We start from the raw sequence: 17,029 nt of genomic DNA on the forward strand, positions 1-17,029 counted from the left end.
AACCTCACAGGTATTATATGTTCCATAATTAATATTGAATTGCCAAGAGCATTTGAAAAGTAATTTAAAAACATATCAACATAAATAAAGCAATTTGAAAGCAATTTGATTGACATGATATTGAAAAATCGATTCGATAAAATATTATAACCATGAAAACAAAATATTCATAACCAAAGTTTAGGTGTAAAAATTGACTGAAGAAACAGCCGAACAACTTGCCCTCGAAGCAGAAATCAAAAGTCAGGCACAGAAATTCCTGAAGTATCTCAATTCAACCCTTCCGGAAAGCATGGAACTGGAGTACGAAGGGTTCTACAGAAGAGGATTTTTCGTAAGCAAAAAGAGATACGCCGTTATCGAAGACGGGGAAATCATAGCCAAAGGACTGGAACTTGTCAGAAGAGACTGGGCACCTATAGTCAAAAAGACACAGGAAGCTGTCCTGATGGCCATTTTAAGAGAAGGGGATTCCGATAAGGCAATTGAAGAGGTTAAAAAGGTTTTGAAAAGAATCAAAAAGGGCGATGTTGAAAGAAAGGAGCTCATCATACACACCCAAATCACCAAGCCCCTCAACCAGTACAAGCAGGTCGGACCTCATGTGGTAGCTGCAAGGAGAATTGAGGAACATGGCATTAAAGTGACACGTGGAACCATCATCCAGTATATAATTGTTAAAGGAAAAGGATCTATCAGTCAAAGAGCCGTACCTTATGAGTATAGTGAAGGATATGTATATGACAAGGACTATTACATAAATAATCAGCTGATTCCTGCCATCGAAAGGATAATGTATTCCTTCGGATACACAAAAAAGGACCTTGAGGACATGGCGCGCGGTGAAGTCCAACAGAGTCTGGATGCCTTTTTCTAAAAAAATTTAAATAATCTTAAAGTAATAATAAAGAGTATATGATACAGAATGATGATGACCGTGTTGTCTTCTTCGATATAGACGGCACACTACTCGATACTTCAGATTTTGCTGAAACAGCAAGAAAAGCAGCTATTGGATTGATGGTAGATAATGGTCTTCCGCTTGATAAAGACGAAGCATATGGTGTTTTAAAAACAATTATCCGTGAGAAAGGATCAAATTACGGCAAACACTTCAATGTCCTGACCCAGGTTGTTTTAGGTCATGAGGATCCTATGCTTGTAGCACTTGGAATGATTACTTACCACAACGTTAAGATGGCGCTTTTAAGACCATACGCCGAAACAATTGACACTCTAATTTACCTAAAGAGTCAAGGATATCGTTTAGCAGTCATATCCAATGGAATCACTATCAAGCAATGGGAAAAATTAGTAAGACTTAATGTGCATTCCTTTTTCGATGAAGTAATCACATCAGAAGAGGTCGGTAAGGAAAAACCAGATAAGCTAATCTTTGATGTTGCACTCAGAAAAATGAAGGGAAACCCTGAAAGATCCGTGATGATTGGAAATAAATTCAAGGCGGATGCATTGGGTGCAGTGAATGCAGGATTAAGAGCCATCCTTGTCAATTCAGACGTTACCGAAGAGGACAGGGAATACATTAAAAAAGAGCAACTGGACATTACAGTCATTGATGACATTGGTGATGTTAATTTAATATTGTAAAATCACCAAAACTTCTTATTTTTTTAAAAGTCCGGCTTTAATTAAACAACAATATAAAAAAATAAAAAAAGATAGAGAACAGAATTCTCTATTTTAACAGTACATTATTGTTATCAGATATAATCGGGGCATGGTTGTCGTCGCAAACATTGCATAAAAGATAATCATTTGCATTATTCACATCAACAGTTGCGCCTTGCCCATATTTACCTGATAGATCTGCATAAGCGAGTGGAGTTTTGTCAGTCACCCGAAAAATTGTTTGAACATTTTTGGAATGATATCTGGCATTGCCTGCAAAATATGAGCGCAATGAATATTTTCCCACATCAAGGCCTTGAACATCGCAAGTAGCAACACCCTCCTCAATATGACCTTTTCCTGTGAAAACCTTGACATTATTTTCATCGAATATGGTAAAGTGGATATTACCATTAATATCATCATTTATTTCAGCCATAATGCTTGTATTGTAGCCTGGAGTAACACAAACTTCCATGTCCGGATCCGCTTTATAAGTAGGCAATGCGAATATATGGTTGTAAGATGCATAATATGTGTTTCCGGCATAAACCACTCTCACAGAATTGCTTCCTGCCTGCAGAGCAGTCAGCGGGAACTTTAAAACAGTATCATTTATTGATATGGCTTTAGTAACATCATTAATAGTTACATGCACCCTTCCCGGAGCCATTTTAGTATTATTATTAACGTTGAAGTTATTCATGTAGATATAAAGTGTAGAACTTTTAGCATACCTAATATCTACAGAATCACCATAATTTATTTCTCCCAATTCAGGTGAAACAATCTTAAGGCTATTAATTGAATTTGCTTTAACTACATTAAAGGAAAGTGTTTTAACTTGATCGGCATAATCTTCACTTCCCGCATAGCTCACTTTAATGTCATAAGATCCAGGCTTCATAATACCTAATGCAAAAGACAGAGTGGATTTGCCATAGGTATCCCTTATATATGATGCCCCATTTATTGTTACATTAATACTGCCAGGCACATCACTGCCCTTCAAGTAGACAAAAAGTTTTGAAGAATTATAAGTAAATTTGATTTGACCCTTGTTTGAAGGATTAGTTGGTGTAACCTTAATGCTCTTTATAGGGAACTGGCTAACCACATCCAATGAAATAGTGATAGTTTGAGCGTTGAAATTTGCACTTCCACCATACTTCACTTCAATATCATTATGTCCTGTCTCAAGAACACCTAAGGAAACGCTTAAAATGGAACCTGATATTTTAACTTTTTGAGAAACACCATTTACTTTGACATGCACATTGCCAGGAACATTACTTTTTACCATGGTAATGTTAAGTGTGGAATTTGTACCTGTATATTGAACACGGCCCTGATAATTTCCATTTGAATTAACGGATGGTTTATCAATCTTCACTTTAGAAATAGGATTTAGTTTCTTTACTCTAAAAGAAGTTGTTACATTTTGAGCTTCGTAATTAGCACTTCCGGAATAGATTGCCTGAACAGTATATGTGCCTGCATTCAAACCGCTTAATGTGATACTTCTACCGAAATACTCTGGTTTGATTGTGTAAGATTTTCCGTTTACCGTAACATCAACAGTGCCGGCATTAGTCCCATAAAATTCAATTATTGCATCATTTCCATAATTAACATTTTTTGCAATGACAGAATTAATTACTGCAAAACCCCTGCAGTTTATAAAAGTACACTTAGAAGCAGTACCTTTGCAAATGGCCGCATCACTATATTTAGTAGAACAGTTCACAAAATATGAATCATAAGCATTACCGCAAACGGCACCCCCACTTCCTGAAGAAGAGCAATCTACAAAAGAACAATTATATGCATTACCATAAACGGCACCTCCCATATATCTAGTAGAACATTCTACAAAAGAACAATTATAGGCATTACCATAAACGGCACCCCCACTATCTAAAGAAGAACAGTCTACAAAAGAACAATTATAAGCATTACCCTCAATAGCACCACCCAGTTTACCATCATTACAATTTACAAATGAACAGTTATAGGCATTACCATATGAAACAGCAGCATAATGATTAGAACTAGTGCAACCCCCTTCAAAAGAACAATCGTAAACGGAAAGTCCATAGTCGCTTTGATAGGAATATATGAAACAGGAACCATTGATGAACTGAATATTCTTAAATGCAACACCCCTACATGAAACATAGATTGTTGCGGATAATTTATTAAAATCTAAAGTGTGGCCATTTCCATCAACAGTAATTGCTTTAGTAATATGTATACTTTCATAATTATTTTGCACATAATCCTTATCCAGATATAATGTTTCTCCAGCGTTGGTTTTTTTTATTAAACCTGAAAGTTCAGAAAAATCTCCTGGAGATTCAGTGATTAGATCATCATCTGCAGACTCAACACTTAAAACATCCTCCGTTGTGTCTGTAACATTCTCATCGGCTGCACTTACAGCCCCAACTATAAGAATAGCAAGTAGTAAAATACCCACTATCGCAATCTTATTAAACTTCAAAATAATTACCCCTTAAAAATATTTAAAATGTATGTAATATGTTTTAACCATGGAACATATATATAATTTATCATTAAAAAAGCCACAAATAGGCTTGGAAAAGAAAAGTAAACGAGAATAACAATTATATTCCAAATTTCAACAGTGCAGTAATTTAAAGAGTGCAAATTATATCAGTTAAGCAATTAAAAAAACAGATACTATTTAAACAAACATTTTCAATGCAAAAATATTGAAAAAAAAGAAATTTTTAAAAATCAAGTTCCAAGGTTACCGGACAATGGTCGGAGCCATAAATGTCAGATAAGATTTCGGCTGATTTCACTTTTTCTTTCATTTCTTCATTTACATAAAAATAATCGAGTCTCCAGCCTGCATTCCTTTCGCGTGCGCGGGTTCTGTAGCTCCACCAGGTAAAGTTGTTTTCGCCTTCATCAAACATCCTGAAGGTATCGATGAAACCTGCTTCCTCAAGCTGGTCAAGCCATGCGCGCTCTTCAGGCAGGTACCCTGATTTTCCCTCACAGTTTTTAGGGTTGTACACATCAATCGGATTGTGGGCGATATTGTAATCTCCAGTGATTACAAGATTTTTGCCCTGATTTTTTAACTCAACAAGCTGTTCCAATAATGCATCGCAGAAGGCAACCTTGAAGTCAAGCCTTTTGGCTTCCATGCCGCTGTTCGGAAAGTAGATGTTGTATAAGATAAAGTCGGGATATTCAATCCTTAGAACTCTCCCTTCGCTGTCGAGCTCATCGATTCCAAGGCCTTTTGTTACTTCAACAGGCTCGATTCTTGAGTATGTTCCAACACCGCTGTATCCTTTCTTTTCAGCTTCGTTGAAACATTTGTGAAAATCATCAGTATCAGCCAGTTTCTTTGGAATCTGCTTTTGGGTAGCCCTCACTTCCTGAAAGTTTATGATATCAGCATCGCTATTGTCAAACCAGTCCCAAAACTCTTCCTTTTTGGTGACTGCCCTGATGCCGTTTACGTTCCATGAAACCAGCTTGATTGACATTATAATCTGACTCCCCTGTCGATAGGCAATTCGCGAAGCCATTTGATGTCGCTTTTGTAAAGCATACGAATGTCTTCAACATCATATCTAATCATTGCAAGCCTTTCAATACCCAAACCGAATGCAAGTGCAGGTTGGTTGATTCCAAGAGGCTTCAACACTTCTGGACGGAACATTCCTGCTCCTCCGAGCTCAATCCAACTGTCCCTTTCCTCAAGGTATATTTCAGTTTCAGTGGAGAGGTAAGTGTACGGGAAGTATGCCGGACGGAACCTTACTTCAAATCCTAATTTCTTATAGAATTCCTTCAAGGTTCCTAAAAGGTTCTGGTAGCTTATTCCTTCGTCACATACAAGTCCTTCAACCTGATGGAATTCTGGCAGGTGCTTGTAATCGAATGTTTCCCTTCTGAATACCCTTCCGACTGAAAACATCTTAATCGGAGGTTCATGATTGAATAAGTGTTTGGTTGATATTCCTGTTGTATGTGTTCTCAGGACGCTTTGGCGTGCAATGTCCTCGCTCCAGCCGTATTGCCATCCGATAGAACCGGTATCCGCACCGGTCTCGTGAGTTTCTGCAGTGAGCCTTACAAGGGCATCATCGGGAAGATCACATGTTAACGGGTTTTTGAGATAGAATGTATCCTGCATTTCACGGGCTGCATGGTCCTGCGGCTGGAAAAGTGAATCGAAGTTCCAGAATGCAGATTCTACAAATTCCCCATTGTCTTCTGAAAATCCCATATTCAAAAAGATTTCCCTGATTTCATCAATGATGATTCTCAACGGGTGTTTTTTGCCTGCAAAGATAACCGGCGCTTCGGCGTTGATGTCATAAGGACGGTACTGCAGGTTTTTCCATTCACCGTCTTTTAACTGTTGGTGTGTTAATTGAGTAGCTTGCTCTTGGATAGTGAAACCTTCCTTAATGATTGCTTCACCCTTATCAAGGAGTTTAAAAGAGTGTGAGGTATTCTTTTTTACATTCAAAATGTTTTTTCTGTCGTTGAGTTTTTTAAATCCTTCAAGGAGTGCATCATCAAGTTTGTCTTTGATAACTTTTGTGGTTTCGGTTAACTGATTCAGCAGTTCCTCGTCGTCACCCAATTTGTTCCTGCTCTCGGTTCCGACATCGGTGACCTTGACTACACCCTTGTCGATTTGAGCCCAATTCTTACGGCGCAGCCATCCGATTGCAATATTGGCCTCTTTTTTATCGATGCCGGTTTCTCCTGCCAAATCCTTCATGTGTATTTCCTTCTTATCTGCCAAAACATCAAGAATCCTACGTTCAGGAAGCTTTTTTTGAGCAAATTCAAGACCCACATCAGATAGGGAAATTTCCTCTTCGACATCCTTTTCCACTTCAATGATGTCCTTTGAAGCAAGTGATCCAGCTGCACTCATGACCGCTTTGATGTCCATGCCTGTATTTTCGGCAATCTCTTCTGGAGTCGCATTCGGATTTGCCTCAAGTTCCTTTAAAACTTTCTTTTCATAAATATGCAATTCATTAATGGTTTTTTTAATATCCTCACTCATTTAAACACCATAAATTAAGATTAATAATATAATAATATATGTTTAAAGTGATTTATAAAAGTAGTGTAAAAAAGACAAGTTTTATTGAAAATCAGCAAAAAAGAAAAAAAGAATAGAGAAAATGAATTTCCCTATTTGATTGTTTTTGAACGTGTGTTGGTTCCGGAAGGTATTTGCAGTTGCCGCACGGCTTGTTTTAATGGCATATATGCAACAACCCGTATGAGGTAAAGCCAATGTAACCCCGCCGTCAGCAATTTTGACCCCCTAAGCGTTGCCGCCAGCTGTTGCATTTATAACTGAAAGCTCAGATGAACGGTCAATCACTTTAAAACTTGTTTTGGTTGTTTGGGCATTATAGTTAACGTTTCCGGCATAATAGATGTGAAGGTAATACTTGCCTATAGCAAGATTTGGAACAGAGCAGGTTGCAACACCTTCTTTAATTGCCATCTTGTCCGTGGTGAGCTTGGTCTTGTTTTCATCGGAAACTGTGAACCATACGTTGCCGTTTATCTTGTTATTTGACATGTCCACTTTAATTGTCACATTTTCACCATAGCCAACATTTGCGGCAGGCTGTGAAACTGATTTGATTGGATTTGCCTTAGTCACATTAACTGTGAATGAGATTTCCTGGGCTTCGAAATATGCGCTTCCTGAGTAAGTCACCTTGATTACATTGGTTCCTGCCTTTAAAATTCCTAAAGGAATGTTATCCAAATATGAATTGCCGGATAAAGCAAATGCTTTATGTGAAGCACCGTTTACAGTAATATGCACTTTTCCTGCAATACGGTTGCTGGTCAGATTAATGGTAAGTGAAGTGTCCTTGCCGTCATATGTGATTGTTCCTGAAGATGCGCTGCTGGAGCAATAGTTGTAAGGTGAAATAGTAATGCTGTCAATAGGTTTTGCTTTGACTACCTTAAATGAAAGCGGTTTGGTCTGGGCCTTGTAATTTCTATCACCGCTATAGCTCACCTCTATGTCATAATCTCCAGGCTGCATGATACCCCATCTAAAAGCAAATTTGGAAATGCCTGAAGTGTTTACCGCATAGGACACGCCATTAATTTTAACATTGACGCTTGGAATATCCCTGTTTTTCAAGTAAATATAAATCTTTGATTGGGAGTGGGAAAATGGAACCTGCCCATTATTGGAAGGATTGCCCGGAGCGACAATAATCGAATCAATTGGGTTAGCCTTAACAACTTTAAAAGCAAGTGACATGGTTTGAGCATTGAAAATTGCAGTTCCCGCATGAGACACCGTAATATTATATGATCCTGTCTTTAAGACACCTAAAGGAATCTGCAAAATAGTGCCGCCGCTTGATGCCTTAACCTTCTGTGAAACGCCATTAATAGCTACATTAAAATTGCCCGCCACATCAGCAGCATTCTTGCGGATATAAAGTGTAGCGTTCCCCCCGCCATATTCAACATTTCCATAATCCCTATACCAAGAGTAAGTGTATGGATAAGAGTAAGCGTTTGGATTATTAGTATATATTTCATAAATAGGATTTTTCCTGACAACATTAAAAGCTAGTGAAATGGTTTGAGCGCTAAAATTCTCGTTTCCGGCATAAGCCACTGTAATATTATATGGTCCCAATTTTAAGATGCCTAAAGGAACTTGCAAAGCAGTAACACTACTTGATGCCTTAACCATCTGTGAAACACCATTAATATTTACATTAAAATTGCCCGGCACATCAGCGGCGTTCTTGTAAATATAAAGTGCAGTGGATTGACCAGAATATTCAACATCTCCCCAATCCCTATGTCCGGAAGAGTAAGCGTATGGCTTATCTCTAGTACATATGTAATCAATAGGATTTTTATTGATTACTCTAAAAGCGAGTGACATGACTATAGCATAGCAGTTTGCGCTTCCGGCATAAGAAACTGTAATATTATATGATCCAAAATCCAAGACGCCTAAAGGAATTTCTAAAGTCTTGCTGCTGCTTGATGCCTTAACCTTCTGTGAAACACCATTAATAGTTACATGAAAATTGCCCGCTACATTAGCGGCGCTCTTGTCAATATAAAGTGTGACGTTTTCACCTGTATATACAATATCTCCCCAATCCTTATGTCCAATAGAGTAAGCGTATGGATATTTAATTGTTATTGAATAAAATGGCTTTCCTTTATCCACCTTAAATGATTTTATAACCGTTTGGGCTTCGCAGTAGGAGCTTCCGGAATAGCTCACTATAACATCATGTGTGCCGACATTCACATTATTAAAATAAATAAATGCACCAGAAGGCTTAGGTTGGAGTTTTTTGGTTACTCCAGCTATTGTAATGTTGACATAACCAACATTACTATCACCATAAACGTTAATAACGGCGTTTGAACCATAAGCGGTATTGGCTACTTTAACTGAATGAATTGCTGCAAAAGCACTGCATTTTTCAAAAGTGCATCCTGAAGCATTTCCCCGAATAATGGCGGCATTGCTATCCATGGAAGAACAATTTACAAAAGATGAATCATAGGCATCACCGGCATAAATAGCAGCACCACTGCTTAGAGCAGAACAATCAGCAAAAGATGAACCATAAGCATCACCATTATATATAGCGCCGCCATATTCTTTTGCAGAACAATCTGTAAAAGAGCAATTATAAGCATCGCCTCCATGAATGGCACCACCATAATAATTAGCATGACAACCTACAAAAGAACAATTATAAGCACTACCAGAATAAATAGCCCCACCAAAATTAGCAGAACAGTCTAGAAAAGAACAATTATAAGCATTACCATCACAAATAGCGCCTCCAGTAGTACTAGAACACTCTACAAAAGAACAATTATAAGCATTACCTCCATGAATAGCACCACCCGTGTGGACAGCAGGACACTTCTCAAAGCGACAGTCATAAACAAAGCATGTTGCATCGTCAGAGTATACATAAATATCACCACCGTTGATGAAAGTTAAATTCTTAATGACAGCACCGCTATTTGTAACATAGAATACATAATTTGATTTATAGTTTGAATCCATTGTGTGGCCTTGTCCGTCTATGGTGATTGCCTTGGAAATTCTAATTTTATGATTGTCCGTTCTGGAATAATCCTTATCCAGATACAATGTTTCCCCGTGGACAGCATCGTCCACCAAACTTTGAAGATCAGCGAAGGTGCCGGAGGATGCTGAAATTTCATCTTCATCTGCAGAATCGGCACTTAAGACATCATCGACTGCTTCCGTAATGTTTTCATCGGCCGCACTTACAGCACCCATCGTGAAAAGAATTAAAATAAAAAAAGTGATTACCACTATCTTATTCAGCTTCATAAAGATTCTCCCGAATATATAACTAAATAATATATATGAAATCAACATATAAAAAATTATCTTATTTTAAAAAAAATCTATATGATGTTCACCTAATCATCAAATAATCAAAAAAATTACTAAAACATTTTCAAAAACGGGCATTCAATTAATAAAAACAGAAAAATCAAAGCATGCAACGCTTTTAAAAAAAGAATAAAAGATAATTAGAATATGATTCTATTACCTGTCCAGTCAACATCGTTGAAAGCATCAGCCTTCTTTTCATCCTCAAGATATTGGGCCATGTCCCTGTAAACCTTGACTCTGAAAATATCAGGATAGGCTATATATAACCTGTCGCCGTTAGGCTTAGATTCCTTAACATAAGTTTGCTGGAACTCGATTATTGTGTCATCTTCCTTGTGGAAATGATGAACCTCATTTGCACATAATATCTTGAAGTGTACAAAATCATCCTTTAATAATTCGTTAACCAAATCCTCAATCAAAGGAGGATTGTTTGCATTTTTATTGTACTTGATTTGCATTTTCCTCACCCATTTGAATTCCCAATATGAAAACTCTATACTGTATATATCTTTTTACATTCTTATAAATTTATTTGAATAACCAACGGATTACTTTTTATGATTTTACAAAATTGGTAAAAACTGTGAATTTAGGAATATATGCAAAAATACACATTAATTGAGACATTTCATGAATCTCGATTAACTGATATAAACTTAAAGATTTTCTAATAATTTCAATATATCTTAAGGAAAAATTAGATATGAATACTCAAAACATCTTATAATTATTTTTACGGGGAATTATATCGATTATTTCAATTTGACGATTCTTTTCAGCCACATAAAAAATTATTCTATAATTTCCAACTCTCGCTCTCTGACATTTAGGGCGTTTTACACTTGTCAATTCAATGAATTCGGTATTGTAAGGATTATCTAAAATTTCATAATATTTTTTAGTTATCCTCAACAACAATGTTCTGTCATTTTTATGTTTTTTAAAAAATTTCTTAACTCTGTCATGTTCAAATCAATATATAATTCATTTTTTAAGCTCATTTTCTAATTTTGATATTCTTTTTTCTAAATCTTTTAGAGTAACTTCAGACACATTTTCCAAGTTACCATTTTCAAATTTTTCAATTTCATTATTGTAAAATTCCGCCTCTTCATCAGAAAACTCTTCATTTTCATAATAGTAATTAATTAAGAAGTCAATTACATCATTAAAAGTTTCATTTTTTGATGCCATTTCAGATAATAATTTATGTGTTTTCTCAGAAATTTTAATAGTTTTAGTCATCATCTAATTTCACCAAATATAGTATACCCAGTATACTATAAATAACTTTCCATGACTAAATGACTTACAAAACAATTTATTATTAATAAGAGCCAAATGTCTGAAATTATATTAAATCAGAAACCCTATATAGATTTTGTTTAAAATAAAAGCCATATTAAAGAGCAAAAACAAATTTACAATGAAAAAATAATTAACCATAATTTATTTACAAAAAAAGACAAACAAGGAAATCTCAAGGATTCCTTGCAAAAACACCTATTCGAAATTTGACTTAAGATAGCTTACGAATATTGAAGCCGCAGTCAAATCGGCAGTTGTTCCTGGATTATATTTATTTTTGTACAGATAATCGTCAAAATCCTTAAGTCTGTCTGCAAAATCAGATTCATCTTTCAAGTTAAGCAGATCCCTTGTCATCATTGATATCTTCAAAGCCTCATCCGAACCATACTTTCTTGAAATAAGGGTATCGGGAACTTGAGACAATATTGTTAAAAATGTCAGCACACAAGCCTCGTTTTTGGATTTCTCCTCAATCAGGCTGGAATATGTAGGAAAGCCTATTTCAAAAACTGCCGGCATGTCTGAAGTCATCTCACGGGCCAGCATGTCCCATGGTGCAGATATCTTTAAAACATCATACATGGTCTGATTGTTCTCTCTGAGCTCATTTTTGGCATTGTCACTTGCAACATCATATTCATCCTGGTCACCCATTCCGCCGGCATCCGCAATGTTGATTGCATCATACAAATCGCATGCATCGTCAACGGAAGTATTCCCCATCAGCAGTTTAACGTTTTCACGGATTTCATCAAAGGAATCACTGATGGCGGCTGCAACTGCAATAGGTGTTGTCATCATCACAATGCCCAGATTGGTGTTGTTTTTGATCCATCTGTCGGTTTCGGCAACTGCCTGCAGGATGTATTTTCCCAGTCTAGGGTTTTCGATGTCCACGTCTGTGCATGCCTCACGGATTGCATCCCCGATTACGATTCCGCTTATCACAAAATCCTCAAAGACCATGTCATCATAATCCCTGGTTCTGTGAACATTTCCAGGTTTTGGATATCCGCTCACTTCCAAAGCGGAAGCAATTTGTGCTATTTTTGCAATTTCTGAAGGATTCATTCTATCACATCGTTTAAAAGTAAGTATGGTGCGAAATTAGTGATTATCAGGTCTGCACCAGCCCTTTTGATTGAGAGCAAAGCTTCTGTTATTGCACGTTCTGTCAGATAGCCCTTCTCAATTGCGGCCATTATCATGGAGTATTCTCCGCTTACGTTATATGCGACAAGAGGAAGCATGAACTCGTCCCTGACCATACGGACAACATCCAGGTATGGGAGTGCCGGTTTCACCATTAGGAAATCACATCCTTCAATGACATCAAGTTCGCATTCGCGGATTGCCTCTATGGCATTTCCGGGATCCATCTGATAGGATTTCCTGTCACCAAGATGAGGTGATGAGCATGCCGCTACCCTGAACGGTTCATAGAATGCAGAAGCATATTTGGCTGAATATGACATTATCATAACATTATGATATCCGTTTTCATCCAATGTCTCACGAATTGCTTTAACCCTTCCGTCCATCATGTCTGAAGGGGCAACAATGTCTGCTCCGGCTTCAGCATGTGAAAGGGCGACCTTTGCAATGTAAGGAAGTGATTCATCATTCAATATTTCAATGCCGTCATCAGTATCATCGTTTTCCATTATCATTCCGCAGTGGCCGTGGGATGTGTACTGGCACAGGCAGACATCACTAATGATTACAAGATTGGTTTCCTTTTTAAGTTTTCTGATTGCCTTTTGAACAATTCCTGTTGCAGAATAGTCAGGAGATGCAATTTCATCTTTTGTATCTTCTTTTGGAATTCCAAATACAATTATTGATTTCAATCCTTTTGCCTCAAGCTGTTTTGCAAATTCAACTCCGCTTTCGAGGGAGTATCTGAATTCGCCTGGAAGGGAAGATATCTCTTCCTTTTCGTCTCCTTCTAATTCTTCCTTGAAGTAAATCGGATAGATTAAATCTTCCTTTTCAAGTTTAGTTTCACGGACAATATCTCTTATTTTAGCATTTTTTCTAAGTCTTCTCATTCTTGTAGTTGGAAATTCCATAATAATCACTGGTTAATATTTTGATTTTAAAAATATTTAAAATGATAGTTATTAAGTTCATTTGGAAAAATTGTTTTAAATTAAAAAAATTGTAATTAATAAGTAAAATTGATTTTTAAGTATCATAAAAGTTTGAAATAGTATTTAAAATAATTTGGAAACAGTTTGGAAGAAAATATTTATATTTAATGATTTGAATATAAAAACACAGGCGCCTGTTAAATTTTTTTAAGTGATAAAATGAAAATGAGAAAATTTGACGGCTTTGACAAAAAGGGTAATCTCCCCTATGGATTGTATAACATGACACTTGATGAAATCGAAGAGATCTTTTCTAAAAACAAATCCTCAAAAAGACAAGAAATCATGAAGGAATATAAAAAGCATCTGGAAGAACTCCAAAAAACCGGATATTATCTTGACCATTGGATTGACGGCAGTTTTACTACAACAAAAGAAAATCCCAATGATATAGATACTTTAACAGAATTCGATGGCTTAAAAGTAGATGAAAATAACGACAGAGCAAAAATGGACAATTTGATTTTCAATTCAAAAGATGACACCAACGGATTGTGTCATTCATTAAGGGTCTACAGATATCCCTACACTGATGAAAAAAACTATAAAATCTACTTATCATCAAAATTAAGAATACTTTTTGAACTGTTCGGTAGTGATTTGGATGAAATTCCAAAAGGGATAGTGCATTTAGTGGAGAGGTGAAATATATGAAATTTAAAACACTCGAAGATTATGACAATTATCTGGAGAATCTTGAAAAAGAGTTAAAGGACATAGATGAATATCTTAAAGAACATCCTGAAAAACAGGGTAGTCGAGGAAACTACGAAACAATAAAATATATCCATGATATTTATAAAAACAATAAGTTAAAATTTATTCAAAGCGTAAATGAAATAAACCTGAAATTAGGCGGAAATCAGATAAATAATCCATTATCTATTGAAGATGTTTATTTATTAGGTAATGAATTCAATAATACAAAAAAATCAACGATGACACTTTTGGAGGTTAATCCCATTTCAAATGAGGACTTGTTCGTTGAAGAAATTTCCAAAGGATTCTACAACATCAAGTTTTCTTTTCCAAACCCAAATGAGAATGATGTGAAAAGAATATCACTGAGAAAAAAAGGGCTAATGAAAATATTTGATTTCATTAACTGCGGAGATGATATCGAAAAATTAAAAAGGGAAGCAGGACCTGAGGGTCGTGAAGCACTAATTGCTTACAGAAAATTCCTAACTGAAATTGTGAAAAACAAAGCAGATTTTACACTTGATACTGAAATGGGAAACATTAAAGCAGGACTTACACTTAGACAATGTGAAAACATTTGTGAAAACCTAAAATAAATGCTAAAAAAGGAATAATTATCCAATCTATGTGTTTACAATTTAAACTAAAAATTGAAATGAACAAATTGCAAAATTTTAAAACATCCAATAAATAAAAAATTAATTAACACATATTTATAAAGAGGCCAAAAATGTCAAATTCGATTGGAGAAAAATTTAAAATAACAAGTTTTGGAACAAGCCATGGCGTAGCGGTTGGCGCTGTTGTTGACGGATGCCCTGCAAACCTTGAACTGACAGTTGAGGACATACAAAAGGAACTTGATAAAAGAAAACCTGGAACCAGCAGCGTGACAACACCCAGAAAGGAAGCTGATGAAGTTCAGATTTTATCAGGAATATTTGAAGGGAAAACAGACGGAACCCCCATCACAGGAGTCATATTCAACAAAAATCAGCACTCCAAGGACTATTCCATGTTCAAAAATACCCCTCGCCCATCCCACGGAGATTTCGGATGGATGTCAAAGTACGGAAACTATGACTACAACGGCGGAGGAAGAGGAAGCGGAAGAATTACCATCGGACATGTAATCGGCGGCGCAATAGCCAAAAAGCTTCTTGAAACCCAAAACATTGAAATCGTATCCCACGTAGTCCAAATTGGTGACATCAAGGCAGAGCCTCAGGAATTTGACGCAATCAAGAAAAACATTGAAAAAAATCCTGTCCGATGCGCAGACCTTAAAGCGGCAAAGGAAATGGAAGAATTGATTTTGGCTAAAAAACAGGAGGGGGATTCCGTTGGAGGAATTGTTGAAACAATCGCTGTCAACACCCCTGCAGGTCTTGGCGAACCCATATTCGAAAGGCTGGACGGAGACCTTGCAAGAATCCTAATGAATATCGGTGCAGTCAAAGGAGTTGAAATCGGTCTCGGATTTGGCGTTGCAGATAAGGTTGGCTCCCAAATCAATGACGAATACCAAATTACAAACAATAATATCACTACAAAAACAAACAATTCAGGTGGAATCATTGGTGGAATGAGCAATGGAATGCCAATAATCACAAGAATAGCCATCAAGCCTACCCCATCCATCTCCAAATGTCAGGATTCAATAAATATGGAAAAAATGGAAAACGAAAAAATAGAAATTAAAGGCAGACACGACCCCTGCATCTGTCCTAGAGTGACAGTCGTGGCAGAATCAAGCACTGCAATTGTTCTTGCAGACCACATGATCCGCTCAGGGTTCATCCACCCAAGCAATTTGGAAAATAATATTTAATCTCTTTTTAAAATGGAAAGCTCGTCAAACTCCTTATTCTTAAAGGAAGTTTGATAGGAGTTTCTCCTGCCGCTGCTGAAGAGTTCATGACTTGTGCTGTGCATTGAGGATTCGACATCCTTAAGTGAAATCAGCCTGAATTTTTTAGGATTGTTATAGTTCACATTGAATGACAGTCCGTCAAATGCGGCAATTGTCTTGACGCCGGTCTGTTTGGAAATCTTTTTGGCTTCAACGACCGGATTGTTTGAAATCATCTTGAGACCAAGATGGGTCATGACTGCAACTTTCGGATTTACCTTATTAATTAAATCTATGAAATTGCGGGAACACATATGTCCGTTGATGGACTTGTTGCCCGGCCTCAGCACGCTTGCAATCAGAATGTCAGCCCCTTCATGGTAATCCGCCAATTCATCGAAATAACCCGTGTCGGAAGTATAGGATACCTTAAATCCATTGTAGTCTATCTGAAATCCTGTGCCTGCAGGGTCTCCGTGATTTGTTTTAGTACCCTTGACCTTGATGTTGTCCACTTCGTTGACAACGCCCGGCTTTAGGACAATCCTTTTTGATTTGGACTGATGGTATGATGATATGCATGGTCCCCATTTATCATAGCCTTCCAGAACGCTTGTGCTTCCGAATATGGTTCCATTAAACCTTGTCATGCCTCTGGTCATTGCTTCAATAAGTATTTCAGCATCATTATAATGGTCAGTATGCGCATGGGAAACAAAGATTCCGCTTAAATTGCGGGGATCGAATCCGAATTGATATGTTCTGACAAGCGCTCCAGGACCTGGGTCTATGTGATAGTTCTTGCCTCCGACATTATCTATCCTGAATCCTCCGGTCATTCTTCGCTGCGAAATGGCGGAAAAGCGTCCGCCTCCACTGCCTAAAAATGTAATTTTCATTTCAGATCCC

At 36.9% G+C, this 17,029-nt stretch carries 14 protein-coding genes; 5 read left to right on the plus strand and 9 right to left on the minus strand.

The annotated features are described in order from the left end of the window. The first annotated feature begins 193 nt into the window (after positions 1-193). Both E7Z77_RS04070 and E7Z77_RS04075 read left to right on the plus strand, forming a co-directional pair. A complete protein-coding gene (locus E7Z77_RS04070; RefSeq protein ID WP_292750548.1) occupies positions 194-877 on the plus strand; it encodes a DNA polymerase domain-containing protein in 684 nt (227 codons plus the stop codon). 38 nt (positions 878-915) lie between these two features. Then, positions 916-1,611: a TIGR02253 family HAD-type hydrolase gene (locus tag E7Z77_RS04075; protein ID WP_292750551.1), complete on the plus strand. Its 696-nt coding sequence runs from the start codon at positions 916-918 to the stop codon at positions 1,609-1,611. Positions 1,612-1,699: 88 nt separating this feature from the next. On the opposite strand, the gene E7Z77_RS04080 is transcribed toward E7Z77_RS04075, so the two are convergent. From E7Z77_RS04080 to hemB, 8 genes are all read right to left on the minus strand, one after another. Then, positions 1,700-4,135 carry an Ig-like domain-containing protein gene (locus tag E7Z77_RS04080; RefSeq protein WP_292750553.1) on the minus strand — a complete coding sequence of 812 codons (2,436 nt, stop codon included), beginning with the start codon at positions 4,133-4,135 and terminating at the stop codon, positions 1,700-1,702. 250 nt (positions 4,136-4,385) lie between these two features. Further along, a complete protein-coding gene (locus tag E7Z77_RS04085; protein WP_292750555.1) occupies positions 4,386-5,159 on the minus strand; it encodes an exodeoxyribonuclease III in 774 nt (257 codons plus the stop codon). Further along, positions 5,159-6,703 (minus strand): phenylalanine--tRNA ligase subunit alpha, encoded by a 1,545-nt coding sequence (locus tag E7Z77_RS04090; RefSeq protein ID WP_292750557.1) that lies wholly within the window; start codon positions 6,701-6,703, stop codon positions 5,159-5,161. The genes E7Z77_RS04085 and E7Z77_RS04090 overlap by 1 nt, the downstream gene beginning before the upstream one ends. A 267-nt stretch (positions 6,704-6,970) precedes the next feature. Then, positions 6,971-10,030 (minus strand): Ig-like domain-containing protein, encoded by a 3,060-nt coding sequence (locus E7Z77_RS04095; protein WP_292750559.1) that lies wholly within the window; start codon positions 10,028-10,030, stop codon positions 6,971-6,973. 206 nt (positions 10,031-10,236) lie between these two features. Further along, positions 10,237-10,560 (minus strand): hypothetical protein, encoded by a 324-nt coding sequence (locus tag E7Z77_RS04100; RefSeq protein ID WP_292750561.1) that lies wholly within the window; start codon positions 10,558-10,560, stop codon positions 10,237-10,239. A 526-nt stretch (positions 10,561-11,086) separates the two neighbouring features. After that, positions 11,087-11,347: a hypothetical protein gene (locus tag E7Z77_RS04105; RefSeq protein WP_292750563.1), complete on the minus strand. Its 261-nt coding sequence runs from the start codon at positions 11,345-11,347 to the stop codon at positions 11,087-11,089. Positions 11,348-11,605: 258 nt separating this feature from the next. Further along, a complete protein-coding gene (locus tag E7Z77_RS04110) occupies positions 11,606-12,484 on the minus strand; it encodes a triphosphoribosyl-dephospho-CoA synthase (RefSeq protein ID WP_292750565.1) in 879 nt (292 codons plus the stop codon). Then, positions 12,481-13,485, minus strand: coding sequence for a porphobilinogen synthase (gene hemB, locus E7Z77_RS04115; protein ID WP_292750567.1), 1,005 nt, complete (start codon positions 13,483-13,485; stop codon positions 12,481-12,483). The genes E7Z77_RS04110 and hemB overlap by 4 nt, the downstream gene beginning before the upstream one ends. 240 nt (positions 13,486-13,725) lie before the next feature. Here hemB and E7Z77_RS04120 point away from each other — a divergent pair, with 240 nt between their 5' ends. The 3 genes from E7Z77_RS04120 to aroC all read left to right on the plus strand — a co-directional run bounded on the left by E7Z77_RS04120 (position 13,726) and on the right by aroC (position 16,099). After that, a complete protein-coding gene (locus E7Z77_RS04120) occupies positions 13,726-14,211 on the plus strand; it encodes a hypothetical protein (RefSeq protein ID WP_292750568.1) in 486 nt (161 codons plus the stop codon). 5 nt (positions 14,212-14,216) lie between these two features. Beyond that, entirely contained in the window at positions 14,217-14,864 is a 648-nt protein-coding gene (locus E7Z77_RS04125; protein WP_292750570.1) for a hypothetical protein, read from the plus strand. Between the two features lie 134 nt (positions 14,865-14,998). Next, entirely contained in the window at positions 14,999-16,099 is a 1,101-nt protein-coding gene (gene aroC / locus E7Z77_RS04130; protein WP_292750572.1) for a chorismate synthase, read from the plus strand. On the opposite strand, the gene E7Z77_RS04135 is transcribed toward aroC, so the two are convergent. After that, the gene (locus tag E7Z77_RS04135) at positions 16,096-17,019 is read right to left on the minus strand and encodes an MBL fold metallo-hydrolase (RefSeq protein ID WP_292750574.1); all 924 of its coding nucleotides are present in this window, start codon (positions 17,017-17,019) and stop codon (positions 16,096-16,098) included. The genes aroC and E7Z77_RS04135 overlap by 4 nt on opposite strands. Between the last annotated feature and the right edge of the window lie 10 nt (positions 17,020-17,029).

This window comes from Methanobrevibacter sp. (genome assembly GCF_015062985.1).
Classification (GTDB): Archaea; Methanobacteriota; Methanobacteria; order Methanobacteriales; family Methanobacteriaceae; genus Methanocatella.

What these genes read in the sequence shown, in the direction of transcription:
- E7Z77_RS04075 (WP_292750551.1), top strand. Translation starts at nt 916, where the DNA reads ATGATACAGAATGATGATGACCGTGTTGTCTTCTTCGATATAGACGGC.
- E7Z77_RS04085 (WP_292750555.1), bottom strand. Translation starts at nt 5,159, where the DNA reads ATGTCAATCAAGCTGGTTTCATGGAACGTAAACGGCATCAGGGCAGTC.
- E7Z77_RS04090 (WP_292750557.1), bottom strand. Translation starts at nt 6,703, where the DNA reads ATGAGTGAGGATATTAAAAAAACCATTAATGAATTGCATATTTATGAA.
- E7Z77_RS04095 (WP_292750559.1), bottom strand. Translation starts at nt 10,030, where the DNA reads ATGAAGCTGAATAAGATAGTGGTAATCACTTTTTTTATTTTAATTCTT.
- E7Z77_RS04100 (WP_292750561.1), bottom strand. Translation starts at nt 10,560, where the DNA reads ATGCAAATCAAGTACAATAAAAATGCAAACAATCCTCCTTTGATTGAG.
- E7Z77_RS04105 (WP_292750563.1), bottom strand. Translation starts at nt 11,347, where the DNA reads ATGACTAAAACTATTAAAATTTCTGAGAAAACACATAAATTATTATCT.
- E7Z77_RS04110 (WP_292750565.1), bottom strand. Translation starts at nt 12,484, where the DNA reads ATGAATCCTTCAGAAATTGCAAAAATAGCACAAATTGCTTCCGCTTTG.
- hemB (WP_292750567.1), bottom strand. Translation starts at nt 13,485, where the DNA reads ATGGAATTTCCAACTACAAGAATGAGAAGACTTAGAAAAAATGCTAAA.
- E7Z77_RS04120 (WP_292750568.1), top strand. Translation starts at nt 13,726, where the DNA reads ATGAAAATGAGAAAATTTGACGGCTTTGACAAAAAGGGTAATCTCCCC.
- E7Z77_RS04125 (WP_292750570.1), top strand. Translation starts at nt 14,217, where the DNA reads ATGAAATTTAAAACACTCGAAGATTATGACAATTATCTGGAGAATCTT.
- aroC (WP_292750572.1), top strand. Translation starts at nt 14,999, where the DNA reads ATGTCAAATTCGATTGGAGAAAAATTTAAAATAACAAGTTTTGGAACA.
- E7Z77_RS04135 (WP_292750574.1), bottom strand. Translation starts at nt 17,019, where the DNA reads ATGAAAATTACATTTTTAGGCAGTGGAGGCGGACGCTTTTCCGCCATT.